We start from the raw sequence: 13,897 nt of genomic DNA, 5'->3' as shown, positions 1-13,897 counted from the left end.
GAACTGAGAGGGGAACTGAGAGGGGAACTGAGAGGGGAACTGAGAGGGGAACTGAGAGGGGAACTGAAAGGCGAGGCCAGACTCCTGACCAGCCTTCTCGAACACCGCTTCGGCGCACTCCCAGACTGGATCCAGGAGCGAATCGCCAAGGCGGACTCCTCCCTGATCGAGGCGTGGAGTCTCCGCTTCGTGGACGCGCAATCCCTGGAAGAGATCTTCTCGGATTAGCTTTTCCGCGGGACATCGGTCATGGTATTGGCCGCGCCGGCTTCGTATCGGCTGGCGGATCAAACGCCAATCCGGATCCCATCGAACCCTGGAAGGGTACAGCCCGCGGATCAAACGCCAATCCGGATCCCATCGAACCCTGGAAGGGTACAGCCCCATGATCGGCAGCTGAATTCCGGATCCAGGGACACCTCCCGGATTCCCATTGAACGATCATGGTGCCACCCAGGAAATCCGGCAGGTTCCAAACGACGCGGGCGTCCCCTGTTCAAGAGGACGCCCGCTCGTCATGAACGATCGATGGAAACGTCAGCGCACCAGAATATACGACGCCCCCTTGGCGTTGCAGACCGGGCAGCGCTCCGGAGGAGGACCGAACTCGGTGTGGCCGCAGACCGGGCAGATGTGGAAGCTGTCCGCCGCCAGATCCTTGCCGCCGCGCAAGGCGGCGATCGCCTGTTCGAAGAGCTGGCCGTGGATCTTCTCCACCTCCATGGCATACCGCATCCCCTGGGCGGCGCGGGTCTCCCCTTCGGCCTCGGCGGCGGCCACCATGCCGGGATACATCTCGTTGACCTCATAATTCTCGCCGGCCACCGCCTCCGTGAGGTTGGTCAGGGTGTCACCCACCCCGCCCAGATTGCGCAGATGGGTGTGGGCATGGATCGTCTCCGCCTCGGCCACCGCCCGGAACAGCCCGGCGATCACCGGATACCCCTCTCTCTCCGCCTGTTGGGCAAAGGCGAGATACTTGCGGTTGGCCTGACTTTCGCCGGCAAAGGCGGTCTTGAGATTCTGTTTGGTTTCCATGGTATTGCAAAAGCTCCTGTTCGTCTGTGAATGATGCGTGCCCGGCGTGCGACGCCTGTCGCGGTGCCGTCACTTCGCCTCGGAGGTCATGATGATCGGTTTGGGGGTGCTCCCGGTGCTGACAGGCAGGATGGGATACTCGACCTTGGGTTGATCACCCGTCAACGTGGTCAGAAAGGCCGTGATCGATTTTACCTCGGGGTCGGTGAGCTTCTGGCCCAGCTGGCTCTGACCCATGATCGCCACCGCCTGCTCCAGACTCCACACCTTGCCGGAGTGGAAATAGGGTCCGGTGAGGGCGATGTTGCGCAACGGCGCGGCCCGGAATACATACGAGTCGTTCGCGGTCTTGGTCACCGCAAAGCGACCCTGATCGCCGGGGGGCAGGATCTCGGCGCCCGGCTTCTCCACCACGCCGAAGGGGTAATAGTCCTGTCCGCCCATATTCACCCCGTTGTGGCAGCTCGAACACCCCTTCTCCATGAACAGAGCCAGACCTTTCTGCTCCTCGGCGGTCAACGCCTCGCGCTTGCCGCCCAGAAACTGGTCGAATCGGGCATTCGGAGTGATCAGGGTCGCCTCGAACACCTCGATCGCCTTGGCCATGTTGTCAAAACTCACCGGCTCCTTCTCCCCCGGAAACGCCTTGCCGAACTGGGTCACATACTCTGGAATCGAACGCAGGCTTTTCTCCACCTGCTCGGGTTTGTTGTTCATTTCCACCCCGGCCTGCACCGGTCCCTTGGCCTGGGCCTTGAGATCTTCGGCCCGGCCATCCCAGAACTGCGCCACGTTGAACACCGCGTTCAACGCCGTCGGGGCGTTGCGCGGTCCCTTGGCCCAACCGTGACCCACCGAGGTCTCCAGATTGTCGTCCCCTCCCATGCCGACGTTGTGACAGGTATTGCAGCTGATCAGATGGCTGGCCGAAAGGCGCGGATCGAAAAAGAGCATCTTGCCCAGGGTCACCTTGTCCGGATTGGAGGGGTTGTTCTTGATCTCCGGGGCCGAGGCGGGAATCGGCTTGAACTGCTGGCGGGCCTGCTCGAGAAGATCCGCTCCGGCCACCCCCTCCCCGACCCCGATCAGGCTCAACAGGGCGGCCAGGGTCAGGATGCGGACGGGATTGGCAAGACGAGAGCCCGCGTCGGACAGATGCGGCGCGGACACGACGTGGGGGATTGCGGAGGCGGATTGGATCATGTTCGGGGCTCCCAGGGTGGAGGTTTTGTGAATGGTCTGGGAGAAGGGTAGGTATTAACTATCGATCGGTCCAATACTATTTCGATATGTTATCGATAGTCGCCTTCTATCGTTCAAGTCACCGCGATTGTTCCAGGCGGCAGGGAGCGACGCGCGGCCAGGGCGAGGGCCTCGATGGCCTCACGGTTGGGAAAGCTGCTCCGCCAGGCCAGGGCCACGCGCCGGCTCGGCGCCGGGGGGGCGAAGGGGACATAGCGGACCAGATGATCCTCACGGACCGGACAGGCATTCAGGTTGCACAACAGGCTGTTCAACGAGGACTGGGGCAGCACCGACACCCCGGCGCCGGTGGCCACCATATGCCGGACCGTCTCCAGGGAGGTCCCCTCGATGATGTTGCGGGCGCCGCCGGAGCTGCTATCCAAGCGCATGCACTCCGGGCAGATGTCCAGCACCTGATCGCGAAAGCAGTGCCCCTTGCCGAGCAGGATCAACTGGGTGAGGGCCAGATCATCCCCATTCAGGTCATCGCGGCGCTCCCAGGGGTGTCCGGCGGGCACGGCGGCCACAAAGGACTCGTCATAAAGGGGGAACACCTCCAACCCGTGTTCCTGAAACGGAAACGAGATGAAGATGGCATCCAGATCGCCACGTTTGAGCCGTTCGGTGAGGATGGCGGTGAAGTTCTCCTCGATGAGCAGTTTCATGCGCGGTGCCACGGCATGGAAGGCTGCCGCGAGTCCGGGGAAAAGATAGGGGCCGACGGTGAGGATGGCGCCGATGCGCAGGGAGCCGGCCAGGGGATCGGCGCACTCCTGGGCGACGCGCCGGATCCGCTCCACCGACTCCAGGGCGGCACGCATCGCCTCCAGCACGAGTTGGCCGTGACGGGTGACCTTGATTTCGTTGCGGGAGCGTTCGAACAGCGGGACGCCAAGCTCCTCCTCCAGAGACTTGACCGCCACGCTCAGGGAGGGCTGACTGACATGGCACAGATCCGCCGCGCGGTTGAAGTTGCGCGCCCGCGCCACGGCCAGGGCATACTCGATCTGTCGAAGGTTCATGCCGGGAGGTTCATGCCGAAGGGGTCGGGCCGGCAGTGGGCCGGTGCGTTGATGCCGAAGGGGTCGGGCCGGCAGCGGGCCGGTGCGTGATGCCGAAGGGATCAGGCCGGCGCTTCCACCGGAATCGGCAGGATGGCCTGACGCATCTTGACCAGGGCGCGTTGTTCCAGCTGGCGCACCCGCTCCCGCGACACCCCGAGCTTGCGTCCGATCTCCTCGAGGGTGAGGGGCGAGTCGTCGAGGATTCGCCAGGTGATGATGGCCCGTTCCCGATCGTTGAGGGCGCGTAGCGCCTCGATGGCGGCACGGCGGTTCAGGTTGGCGCTTTCGGCGGCCAGCAGCATCACCTCCTGATTGCCGCGCGCGTCGGGAATCAGGTTTTGCAGCTCCTCCCCATCCTCCAGGGTCTGACGGTTGAGGGAGTCGTCCCGGTTGGCCAGCCGGCCATCCATTTCCAGGATATCCCGGGTACGGGCGCCGAGTTTCTCGCCCAGCAGGCGGGCCTCTTCGTGATCCAGCCGTTCGATGGAGCGTTTGTTTCGCCGCAGACTGAAAAAGAGTTTGCGCTGCATGGCCGTGGTGCCGATCTTGACCAGGCTCCACGAGCGCAGGACGAACTCCTGGATCGAGGCGCGGATCCACCACATGGCGTAGGTGGCCAGACGGAACCCTTTATAAGGATTGAATTTTTTTACCGCCTGCATGAGCCCCAACGACCCTTCCTGCACCAGATCCATCAGCCGGAAGCCGTAATCCACATACTCCCTGGCGATCTTGACCACATAGCGCAGGTAGGACGACACCAGCCGATGGGCGGCCTCCAGATCGGCATGATCGTGGAAGCGCACCGCCAACGCGAACTCCTCTTCCGGGGTCAACAGGGGGAATTGGTTGATCTCTCCCAGATATCGGACCAGATCGCCCTGATCGGCCACCGGAACCAAGGATGTTGTCGTCGTGGGTTTCATGCCACCTCGTGAACGTGCTAGACTGCGCGGGTCGAGCGGGAAATGGGATGAGGCTCCGCGCTCGCGGGATGAGACGCCTCTTGCGAACGATCCTTATTATGCAATGGAGTATTGTATGTCAGCAGGTGCCCTGGTCAAGGGATGGTTGCGTTCCGCACTTTTTTTCACCTTCTTCGTCATTGGAATCACGTTCTTCGGTCTTGCGATCACGGTGGCCTGGCCAATCACCAACGTCGCCCAACGTCGCCGGCTCGCCAGTCGCTGGTCCGCCTTCACGCGCCGCATCCTGGCCATCACCTGCGATCTGCACGAGAACATCGAAGGGATGGAGAATCTACCCCCGCCCCCTTACGTGATCCTGGCCAAGCATCAATCCGCCTGGGAGACTGCGGCCTTCGTCTCCCTGTTTCATCCATGCGTCCAGGTACTCAAGCAGAGCCTCACCTGGATCCCGGTCTTCGGCTGGGCGCTCAAGGCCACCCACCAGATCGCCATCGATCGCGGTCGCGGCGTGGCCGCCCTGCACCGACTCCACGAACAGGGGACCGAACAGCTCTCCGAACACGTCGCGGTGCTGATCTTTCCGGAGGGCACCCGCTCCGCACCCGGCACCACCGGCAAATATCATCCGGGCGGTGTCTCCCTGGCCCTGGCGGCGGGCGCCCCGATCGTGCCCGTGGCCCACAACGCCGGTCTGTTCTGGCCGCGCCGCTCCTTCCTCAAAAAACCCGGCACCATCCGGGTGCGCATCGGTCCGCCCATCCCCACCGAGGGGTTGAGCCGCGCCGATCGCAAGGGGTTGGTCCAGAAGGTCGAGGAGACCATCGAATCCATGACACGCCACCTGGAATCCATGCCTTCGGAATGACCCCACCCGCGACATCGCGCGGCCCTGGGTCCGGATCCCCGTTTTTTTTTCGATTTACTCCCGTCGCGTAGCTGCTACAATGGACGGATGAATTTCGCGGTCTGGATGACAAGTCGAGAATGACGGACAAGGGAGAGCCAAGCATGGATGTCGCCGGCAAGAAATTGCAGGAAAAAGATGTGTTCGAAAACACGGTGTCGCTGGTCAAGGAGCTGTACGGCAAGGAGAGCTTCTGCAACCGGATCAAGTCCGATCAGGCGGTCATCGACGTGGATGTGGAACAGGGCTGCACCAAGAGCGTCATGCTCGAATACGGAAAATTCATCGTCTCCCGCGATGCCAAGGATGTCAACGGCAACTACGTCAAACACGACATCCTCAAGGATCCGCAATCCTTCGAACAGTTCGTGTTCGTGGAGAAGTTTTACGAGTATATCGACTGCAAAATCAACGACCTGACCGAATACGAAATCTCCCTGCGCGAATACGAAAGCCTGCTCAAGTTCTCCCAGATCACCGCCAATCTCAATTACAAGATGTTCCCCGCCCTGATGGAGTTCTTCAAGAAGGATTGCATCAACACCTTCAAATCCGTGTTCTCCAAGGATCAGGCCAAAATCCTCAACATGCGCCTCGGCGAAATGCTGATGGATCACATGCCCTGAAAACGGATCCGATCCCCGTCTGGCGATCCCATGCTCCCCCTGCAAGCGGATGCCGGCGATCCCGCGCCCCCGCAAGCGGGATGATTCGCGCGGCCCGTCACCAGGCCGCTTTCACGCCGCGAACACCTCCGGATAGTCGCGGCAGGCCTGACGGAAATCCCCCATGCGTCCGATATCCATCCAGTAGTCCAGAAACGGGAAGGCCGCCGTGGTTTCGCCCTGCTTGATGATCGCCTGGAACAGGGTCGGCATGTCGAAATATTGGTTCGGGGGGATCAGCGGCAACACCTCGGGGTCCAACAGATAGATCCCGGCATTCACGAAATACTCCTGAACCGGCTTCTCCTCGATGGTCACCAGCCGGTGGGCGTCCAGACGCACCACCCCGTAGGGAACCGTCTGCTCCACCTTGCGCACGCACAGCGTGGCGCGGGACTGATGCTCGAGATGGAAATTGAGCACATGGTTGAAGTTGATCCGGGTGAGCAGATCACCGTTCATGACGAAAAAGGGTTGGGTGGGCTTTTCGGGAAAGAGCGACAGCGAACCCGCAGTACCCAGCCGCCCGTTCTCCTCCAGATAGACGATCTCCACCCCCCAGGCCGAGCCATCGCCGAAGTACTCCTTGATCATCTCCCGGCGATAGTTCACCGACAGGAAAAAGCGGTGAAAGCCGTGGGAGATGAAGCTCTCCAGGATCACCTCCAGGATCGGTTTCGATCCGACCTTGAGCAATGGTTTCGGGATCACGTCGGTCAGCGGCGCCAGGCGCGAACCCAGACCGCCGGCCATCAGCACCACCCAGTTGTCGCGGGGGGCCGGCACCGACAGGTTGTGCATGGTTTCGAGCCCCATCATCCGCCCCTCGTCATCGACGATCGGCACATGCTCGATCCGTTTGGCATGCATCATCGCCAGGATGCGCTCCCGCGAATCGGCGGGTCTGGCAAAGGTGGGGGAGATATTCATGATGGTCATCACCGGCTCCTTCATATCCACGCGCTTCAACAAGGCACGCCTTACATCCCCGTCGGTCACGACACCCAGCAGATGTTCCGCCGCGTCGGTCACCAGCGCCAGACGCAACGCCCCCTTGTCGATCACCTGCACCGCCTCCAGAATCGACTGATCCGGACGGACGAGAATCATTCTCCACCGCTCCTGTTCGCGACTCATCGCACCCTCTCCCCGGCTGGACACCCCATCACCACCGCCCCATCCCGCACGTTCCTGACCACCACCGCACCGGCACCGATCACCGCGCCCGCGCCGATCCCGATCCCCTGACGCACCACCGCGCCCGCGCCAACGTGGGCCCCTTCGCCCACGCACACCCCGCCACACAACACCGCGCCGCTGGCCACATGCACATGCGCGCCCAACCGGCAATCATGCTCGACGATGGCCCCGCTGTTGATCAGCACGTTCTCGCCGACCGCAACACCGCTCTGCACCAGGGCTTTCGCCATCAACTGACTCCCGGCGCCGGGTTCCACATCCCCGGCGAGCCAGGCACTGGGATGGATCAGGGTCGCGAAACCAAACCCCATCCCCCGGCACCGTTCATACAGCTCCCGACGCCGGATGGTCGGGCCTGCCGAACCGACCGCGTTGATCAGCTCGATCCCCGTGCCAACCCACGACTCCAGAACCGCATCCGCTCCCAGATACGGGAGGCCCAGGGCGGCCCGTTCCGTCTCGCTCATCGACAGGGCCACCACCCCGCGCACCCGCGCGAGCCATCCCAACGCCCGCAAGGTATCGCGCACCACCCGGGCGTGTCCGCCGCCACCCAGGATGATTTGACCGTTTTGCAATTCATGGACCATCTCGCATCACAGACCCGATTCGTCTTGAACCATCCAACATTCAACAAGTTACCTTAACATCAACCGTCGGTCAGAAGCGCACGGACGGCAAGAATGACCCGTTGCTGATCCGCCTCCGGCAAGGCCGTCGCGCACGGCAGGGTCACCACTCGCCACCAGAGCCCCTCACACACCGGTTGCGGGGTACGCGGAGCCTCCCGATAGGGGGGCTGGAGATGGATCGGTTTCCAGAACGGACGGGCATCGATGCCTGCCTCCTTCAGTCTGGCGCGCAGGCCGACCACCCCATCGGGATCGGCGCGCCTGTCCACGAAGCCGGAGAACCAGCAGGCCCCCGCGTTCCCTGCCGGCTCCGGGAAGGGAGCCACCCGGTCGGAGAGCGCCGCAAAAGCGGCATTATATGCCGCGCGAATACGCCGCTTGGCGGCGACGAACCGTTCCAGCCGCTCCATCTGGGCGCAGCCCACCGCGGCCTGAAGGTTGGTCATGCGGTAGTTGAAGCCGACCCGATCGTGGTCATAGTCCGCGCCAACCCGCGCCGTGGTGGTCAGATGGCGCACGAGGGCCAACAACCTGGGATCCTCCCCGACGATCGCCCCGCCCCCGCCGCAGGTGACGGTTTTGTTCCCGTTGAACGAAAACACCGACAGGTCCGCCCCCAACGCCCCGACCGGTCGCCCGTGCTGACGCGCCCCGAGGGCGGCGGCGGCATCGGCGATCACCGGCAGCCCGCGCGCTTTCGCCGCGGCGACGATCGGAGCCATCTCCGCGGCCAGCCCCAAGGTGTGGACCGGCAGGATCGCCGCCACCCGGCGTCCGCTCTCCCGATGGATCACCCGGCCATCGGCGTGAATGGTCGTTTCGGTGGCCAGACACGTTTCCACCAGCGCCGGATCGAGATTCCAGCTGAGCGGATCCACATCCAGGATCCACGGGGTGGCGCCGCAATGGGCCACCGCATTGGCGCTGGCGATGAAGGTGAGCGACGGGAGGATCACCAGATCCCCGGCCCCCACTCCCACGGCGGTCAGGGCGGCGTGCAGTCCGCAGGTGCCGGAACTGACCGCCACCGCGCCCGTGGCGCCACTCGCCTCGGCCACCATGGACTCGAACCGCTCCACGAACGGCCCCACCGACGAGACGAAGGTGCTCTCGACGCACTCGGCCAGATAACGGGCCTCATTGCCGGTCAGATCCGGCTCGGCCAGAGGGATGCGGTGTGGCATCACAGGCTCCATGGGACTCACATCTTGCCGTCCAGATCCCGCCCGGTGGCCAAATGGCGCAATGAAGGCACCGCCTGTTCGATGATCCAGGCCAGCTCGCCCATCTCCCACGACGGCTCGCCGCGCACCCGCCTTGCCGCCTCGAGAAACTGCCGCAACCGCTCCGGATCAGCCTCCGCGCCACAGATCACGCCGATGCGCCGATAACGCTCCCCATCGACCGACTCGTCATCCCCCACGAACTCCTCCTCGTCCTTCTCGCCGCTCGTGTCGCTCATCGTGAAGCAGCACGGCCACTCCCCGCCGCTCGGGGACATGCTGGCCGCGAAACGGCGCGCCTCGGCATCGTCCGAAAAGATGCGCGGCGTGTAGCCATGCTCCTGCAGAAAAATCACGGCGATCTCGGCAAAGGTGGAGAGATCCTCACCGGCATCCAGGCGCGGAATGAAGATCTCGCGCGTGCCGCCGGTCACGCTCGCCAGAAGGCAGAGCTGTCCCGCCTCCTCGTGGGAGATGAAATAGCGTTTCACATCCAGCGGTGCGGCCAGGGGCTGACGTTTCTCCATGCGCCGGGTGAAGCCGTGCAGCAGGCTCCCGTCGGAGAAGGCGACATTGGCGAACCGGGAGGTGACGGTCATCAACTGCTCGGACCAGGACCACATCACCTGTTCCATCAACGCCTTGCTGGCCCCCATCAGATTGGCCGGGTTGACCGCCTTATCGGAGGAGACCGAAAAGAAGCGCGCCGCCGGACCACGGGCCAGCTCGCCCAAAAGCTCATCCAGGGCGAGCACGTTGACATGCAGCATGCGCATCAGGGTGAAGGGATCCCGCTCGGCGCGCACATGCTTCAAGGCCGCGAAATTGAGCACGAAATCGAACGGATCCTGGGCATCGAGAAAGTGATTGAACTCCGTGGAACCCATGGCGATGGCACTGGTGGCGAAGTCGTCGGGTGGGGTCAGATCCGAGGCGCGCAGATCGCGCACCAGCTCCACCAGATTGTTCTCGCTCGGATCCACCAGTCGCAGCGCGTCCACCGGCCAGCGCACCGCCTCGCGCACGAAGGCCGAACCGATCGATCCCGCCGCGCCGATCACCAGCATGCGCGCCCCCTTGAGGGCATCGCGAATCTCCTGGCGACGCGCTTCGAGATCCGACTGGAACAACGATTGCTCGCGTCGCAAAATGCGCCGCATGATCCCCGGATTCATGCCCCACCTTCCACGCCCAGGCGCTCCAGATCGGTCAAAAGGGTCCGTACCGCCTGGTTGTCCGGATCCTCGGCCAGAATGCGTTCCAATGTGGCCTTTGCCTGTTCCTTGCGTCCCAGTTCCAGATAGGTCCGCGCCAATTTCACCATGGAGACGAAATCCTTGCGCACCACCTTGAGATACTCTTCGTAGATCGCTGCCGCGTATTCGGCCTGACCGTTGATCCGCAACAGCTCGGCATGGTGGGGCACATGCAGGAAGGAGAGGTCCGAGAGCCGTTGCGAGACCGCCACGGCGGTCAGCATATCCCCCTGCCGCAAAGCGATGGTGAACATCTGACGCAGGGCATCCGGCAGCAGCACCGCGTGGGTCACCTGGCGCAGGGCACGCATCGCCCCGTCCAAATCCCCATCGAGTTCCGCCAGATAGCCGCGCAGCAGATGGTCGTAATCGATTCTCTCCTCCAGGGTGCTTTGTTCCAGACCCGCCGCGAACTGGACCAACCGCTCCCGTTCGCGCCCCCGGAACAACGCCTGGGCCTTGGCACGCACCTCCTGGGGCGAACTCTGCATGGCCAGGATGTAGCGCTTGTAGTCGTGATCGGTTTTATCCAGAAGGGACTCATACTCCCCGATCAACTGCCGGAACGGCGCGCGGACCGACTCCGGCAGATCCTCGACGCTCCAGCCGCGTCGATCGAGAAAGACCAACGCCCGACCCGGCTGGCCATCCTCGCGCCACTGCTTGACCATCTGCTTGAAATCCGGACGGTTGCGCTCCTCCTCCATGCGCATGCGGATGCGCTGGCGCACCACGTCGAGTTGCTTGATCAGGGAGGTGGCGTTGTCGCGGTAGATCTCGTAATAGAGGCGACCGGTGCGCTCCACCTCCTCGTCGCTCCAGGCGCGTTCCTTGTCCGGACGGCTCAGGCGCAACATCGCCCCGAGTCCCCACTTCTTCACCAGCCGGCTCGCCTCCCGGTAGGTCTCGTCCAGGGTGACCTCGATTTCGTCCATGCGCTTCTTGAACTTGAAGTTGGGCTTCTTGCCGCGCCGTCCGAACAGTCCGTCGTTGCAATCGATCCCCTCGACGGCCAACTCCTTGACCTTCACCACCACCCCGCGCACCGAGGCCAACTCCTGTTCGATGGCCCGGTAGTGATCCACGCGACTGGTCGAGGTCTCTTCGGGCAGGAATTGCCGCAAACGGTCGCGGGCCGTGTCGCTGGTCGGCTTGGGGACCAGGCTCTCCCAGGGGAGGTGCGCGACCCCCTCGATGCGCGCCGAGCCCGGCGACGGGTTGATCACCCGGCAGTTGCGCGTGGCGGCGTACTGGGCCAGGGTGGCCAGACTCGGAATGGCGTTCAGGAAGTCGTGACGGGTTTCGGCCATCCAGCCGCCGTTGGTCTCCACCATCAGATCGCCGCGGGCGATGTAGGGACCGATACCCTGCTCCACGCTGCCGGCGGCATGGGTGAACCCCTCGCGGCTGAAACAGAGGTCGAAGCCGGCCATGACGATGGTCTCGAAACCCATGTCCACCGCCATGCCCAGGGCCTGATGGCCCACGGTGATGCCGGGATAGCTCACGTTGACCGGATTGCAGGGGCACTCCCAGGGAAACAGCGTGCCCATGAAGGCCCCGCGTCCGCGCCACTGACCCAACAGGGTGGGATTGAGGTGGTACATGTTGATGAGCACCGACTCGCGCCAGAAGGCGAGCATTCCCTTGGACTGATGGAAGATCACGTCGTGCGGGTCGATGGCGAAGAAGAGATCCGGGACGATCCCCGCCCCCTTGAGTTGATCGGCCACCCGCGCCACGGCCAGCACGGTCAGATGGTCGCGATGGGCGCGGATCCAGGGAAAGCTCTCCGGCAGGGAGGGGCCGCCCGCCAGCAGAATGGCGCTCCGACCCTGAAAGGTCTGGTGCAGGTCTCCGGCGGGAAAGCGGTTTTCGGCAAGATTTTCCAGTCCCTTGAGCATGAAGACCCGGTTGCCGATCTCCTGCCCCACTTGCAGGCGGTATTGTCCGAAGGTGCGTTCCACCTCATTGAGCAACCCGGCATAGCCGTCGTGGACGCCATCGATCACGGCCAGGGATTTGGCCAGAAAGACCGCATCCAGATAGAAATAATCGCGCAGGGAGAGCGCCTCGGCCTCGGCGAGCCAGGTTGCGGCGGTCGTGACGATCAGCTCCGGGGGGAGTTTTTCGGGCAAGAGCCGGTGGGTTTCCAGAACCTGTCTGGTCTCGGGCAACTCGATGAAAACAAAGCGCGATCCCTCGGGACGCTTGCGTTTGCAAAGCCACTGGACCAGCAAGCCGGAGTCGGCCCCGACGATCAGATAGAGGGCGTTTTCGCGGGTAAAGAAGTCGCCGTACTGCTGGCCGAAGAGGTTTTCGGATCCGACCCTGGAGAAGGCCTCCTGGTTGATGGAGGGCAGATAGCGCTCTCCGAACCGGTTCATGAGAATCGGACCCAGTGACATATCGCGCGTCGTATCCTGCATGGTCTGCTCTTTTCACCCGTGTTGAAATCTCTGTTCGCCGTTTCGCTGGCTGTCGATGAAAAAATCTTGCAATTTTCCGGCCAGTCTCATAGCCTGCCCGTACGGCCTTGGAATTGCATGGTGTGCGCTGGATGAAATTGGTATGGGAATGCCAACGGGAGGTAACTTGATGAGCATCGTCTCTTTTGAATTTGCTGAAGTCCCTAGTGGAATTAGAATCCATCCTACTCGGTTTGGACCCTTTAACTTATTGGTTGGCCCTTCTGGAGCAGGAAAGACGAGTATTCTAAGGGCATTGCAAACCATCAGTCAGATTGGCACAAAAAATATTGCTGTTAGCGAATTCTGTGATTGGAAAATTACCGCCAATATTAACAATAAGTTTTACTGTTGGGAAGCCAGCGTAAGAACCAGAACTCTCGAACACGAATCAATTACAATCAATAATAAAATTTTCGCCAATCGCCTACACAGCTCAAAACAGTTAACATTTAACAATACCAGCCTGCCAACATTAAAGCACTCTGAAAGCATAATATCTTTATTTGATGAAGAGGAGAATATCAAACCAATTAATAATTTTTTAAAATCTATTATATCATCGTCAAATATTAACTTATCCTTACCAGTCACTCCTACTGAAATAAAAGATCATTTAAGCCTATCTGAACTACGTCAAGCCACTGATCGACCACTAACAATTCGAGGATATCTGCTTCAACGCGATCATAGTGAAACATATCATAATATAATTCGGACTTTTAATGGGATATTTCCGCACGTTTCTGCAATATCCTTTATTGATTTTGAATTAACAAAAGGTAAATTAGAAATATTTTTGTTAATGAATGAGGACGATCAGCTAATAGGAAGCAACATCTCCTCCGGCATGCTCCGCGTTTTCAGCATCCTGCTGGAACTCGCCCTGGCGCCCAAGGGAGCCGTCATCCTGATCGATGAGATCGAGAACAGCCTGGGGGTCAACTGTCTGCCGCAGATCGTCGATGCCATGCTGGAACGCAGCAACGAGGTGCAGTTCATCATCACCAGCCACCACCCCTACGTCATCAACAACATCCCCTATGAGTATTGGCGCCTGGTGCGCCGCAAGGGCGGCGAGGTGTGGCTCCAGGATGCCAAGGATATTCCAGCCTTAAAAAGTCTTTCTTCTTACCATGATCGTTTCTTGCAGTTGATCAATGCTCCAGAGTTCGAGGAGAGCATCGGATGAGGTTCTGTTTCATCGTCGAAGGCCGCCTGTCAGGCGACATGAGAAACTGACCCCCTGACGACACGAAGAATTGACCCCTCC

The 13,897-nt window shown here is 61.5% G+C and carries 12 protein-coding genes and 1 pseudogene; 4 read left to right on the top strand and 9 right to left on the bottom strand.

Annotated features, from left to right (window positions below):
* Nucleotides 1–228 (top strand): annotated as a pseudogene (locus tag ACV4UY_RS15125) (Rpn family recombination-promoting nuclease/putative transposase); the annotation flags it as partial.
* A gap of 309 nt (nt 229–537) precedes the next feature.
* Here ACV4UY_RS15125 and ACV4UY_RS15120 read toward each other — a convergent pair.
* The 4 genes from ACV4UY_RS15120 to ACV4UY_RS15105 all read right to left on the bottom strand — a co-directional run bounded on the left by ACV4UY_RS15120 (nt 538) and on the right by ACV4UY_RS15105 (nt 4,273).
* Entirely contained in the window at nt 538–1,038 is a 501-nt protein-coding gene (locus tag ACV4UY_RS15120) for a rubrerythrin family protein (RefSeq protein WP_491608407.1), read from the bottom strand.
* A 69-nt stretch (nt 1,039–1,107) separates the two neighbouring features.
* The gene (locus ACV4UY_RS15115) at nt 1,108–2,241 is read right to left on the bottom strand and encodes a cytochrome-c peroxidase (protein WP_491608406.1); all 1,134 of its coding nucleotides are present in this window, start codon (nt 2,239–2,241) and stop codon (nt 1,108–1,110) included.
* Between the two features lie 113 nt (nt 2,242–2,354).
* Entirely contained in the window at nt 2,355–3,305 is a 951-nt protein-coding gene (locus tag ACV4UY_RS15110) for a hydrogen peroxide-inducible genes activator (protein WP_491608405.1), read from the bottom strand.
* A gap of 101 nt (nt 3,306–3,406) precedes the next feature.
* Complete coding sequence (locus tag ACV4UY_RS15105) at nt 3,407–4,273, bottom strand: RNA polymerase factor sigma-32 (protein ID WP_491608404.1); 867 nt, start codon at nt 4,271–4,273, stop codon at nt 3,407–3,409.
* Between the two features lie 115 nt (nt 4,274–4,388).
* Here ACV4UY_RS15105 and ACV4UY_RS15100 point away from each other — a divergent pair, with 115 nt between their 5' ends.
* Both ACV4UY_RS15100 and ACV4UY_RS15095 read left to right on the top strand, forming a co-directional pair.
* Entirely contained in the window at nt 4,389–5,141 is a 753-nt protein-coding gene (locus tag ACV4UY_RS15100) for a lysophospholipid acyltransferase family protein (protein WP_491608403.1), read from the top strand.
* Between the two features lie 143 nt (nt 5,142–5,284).
* Nucleotides 5,285–5,806 (top strand): hypothetical protein, encoded by a 522-nt coding sequence (locus ACV4UY_RS15095; protein ID WP_420906589.1) that lies wholly within the window; start codon nt 5,285–5,287, stop codon nt 5,804–5,806.
* Nucleotides 5,807–5,917: 111 nt separating this feature from the next.
* Here the strand turns inward: ACV4UY_RS15095 and ACV4UY_RS15090 are convergent, their stop codons facing one another.
* From ACV4UY_RS15090 to ACV4UY_RS15070, 5 genes are read right to left on the bottom strand one after another with little or no spacing between them, the layout of a single operon-like run.
* Nucleotides 5,918–6,982, bottom strand: coding sequence for a nucleotidyltransferase family protein (locus ACV4UY_RS15090; protein ID WP_491608402.1), 1,065 nt, complete (start codon nt 6,980–6,982; stop codon nt 5,918–5,920).
* Nucleotides 6,979–7,635 (bottom strand): NeuD/PglB/VioB family sugar acetyltransferase, encoded by a 657-nt coding sequence (locus ACV4UY_RS15085; protein ID WP_491608401.1) that lies wholly within the window; start codon nt 7,633–7,635, stop codon nt 6,979–6,981. The genes ACV4UY_RS15090 and ACV4UY_RS15085 overlap by 4 nt, the downstream gene beginning before the upstream one ends.
* A gap of 59 nt (nt 7,636–7,694) precedes the next feature.
* A complete protein-coding gene (locus ACV4UY_RS15080; protein WP_491608400.1) occupies nt 7,695–8,861 on the bottom strand; it encodes a DegT/DnrJ/EryC1/StrS family aminotransferase in 1,167 nt (388 codons plus the stop codon).
* A 17-nt stretch (nt 8,862–8,878) separates the two neighbouring features.
* Nucleotides 8,879–10,075: a polysaccharide biosynthesis protein gene (locus ACV4UY_RS15075; RefSeq protein ID WP_491608399.1), complete on the bottom strand. Its 1,197-nt coding sequence runs from the start codon at nt 10,073–10,075 to the stop codon at nt 8,879–8,881.
* Complete coding sequence (locus ACV4UY_RS15070) at nt 10,072–12,564, bottom strand: 6-hydroxymethylpterin diphosphokinase MptE-like protein (protein WP_491608398.1); 2,493 nt, start codon at nt 12,562–12,564, stop codon at nt 10,072–10,074. The genes ACV4UY_RS15075 and ACV4UY_RS15070 overlap by 4 nt, the downstream gene beginning before the upstream one ends.
* Nucleotides 12,565–12,640: 76 nt before the next feature.
* Between ACV4UY_RS15070 and ACV4UY_RS15065 the strand changes: the two genes are divergently transcribed.
* A complete protein-coding gene (locus tag ACV4UY_RS15065; RefSeq protein WP_491608397.1) occupies nt 12,641–13,816 on the top strand; it encodes an AAA family ATPase in 1,176 nt (391 codons plus the stop codon).
* Nucleotides 13,817–13,897: the final 81 nt, after the last annotated feature.

It is taken from the genome of Candidatus Magnetaquiglobus sp. (assembly GCF_058402785.1).
This window is presented reverse-complemented; position numbering and strand designations above follow the sequence as displayed.

Bases quoted from the DNA above. Each gene is read 5' to 3' on its own strand.
- ACV4UY_RS15065 (WP_491608397.1), top strand. From the start codon at position 12,641: ATGAAAAAATCTTGCAATTTTCCGGCCAGTCTCATAGCCTGCCCGTAC.
- ACV4UY_RS15070 (WP_491608398.1), bottom strand. From the start codon at position 12,564: ATGTCACTGGGTCCGATTCTCATGAACCGGTTCGGAGAGCGCTATCTG.
- ACV4UY_RS15080 (WP_491608400.1), bottom strand. From the start codon at position 8,861: ATGCCACACCGCATCCCTCTGGCCGAGCCGGATCTGACCGGCAATGAG.
- ACV4UY_RS15100 (WP_491608403.1), top strand. From the start codon at position 4,389: ATGTCAGCAGGTGCCCTGGTCAAGGGATGGTTGCGTTCCGCACTTTTT.
- ACV4UY_RS15075 (WP_491608399.1), bottom strand. From the start codon at position 10,075: ATGAATCCGGGGATCATGCGGCGCATTTTGCGACGCGAGCAATCGTTG.
- ACV4UY_RS15110 (WP_491608405.1), bottom strand. From the start codon at position 3,305: ATGAACCTTCGACAGATCGAGTATGCCCTGGCCGTGGCGCGGGCGCGC.
- ACV4UY_RS15095 (WP_420906589.1), top strand. From the start codon at position 5,285: ATGGATGTCGCCGGCAAGAAATTGCAGGAAAAAGATGTGTTCGAAAAC.
- ACV4UY_RS15085 (WP_491608401.1), bottom strand. From the start codon at position 7,635: ATGGTCCATGAATTGCAAAACGGTCAAATCATCCTGGGTGGCGGCGGA.
- ACV4UY_RS15115 (WP_491608406.1), bottom strand. From the start codon at position 2,241: ATGATCCAATCCGCCTCCGCAATCCCCCACGTCGTGTCCGCGCCGCAT.
- ACV4UY_RS15090 (WP_491608402.1), bottom strand. From the start codon at position 6,982: ATGAGTCGCGAACAGGAGCGGTGGAGAATGATTCTCGTCCGTCCGGAT.
- ACV4UY_RS15105 (WP_491608404.1), bottom strand. From the start codon at position 4,273: ATGAAACCCACGACGACAACATCCTTGGTTCCGGTGGCCGATCAGGGC.
- ACV4UY_RS15120 (WP_491608407.1), bottom strand. From the start codon at position 1,038: ATGGAAACCAAACAGAATCTCAAGACCGCCTTTGCCGGCGAAAGTCAG.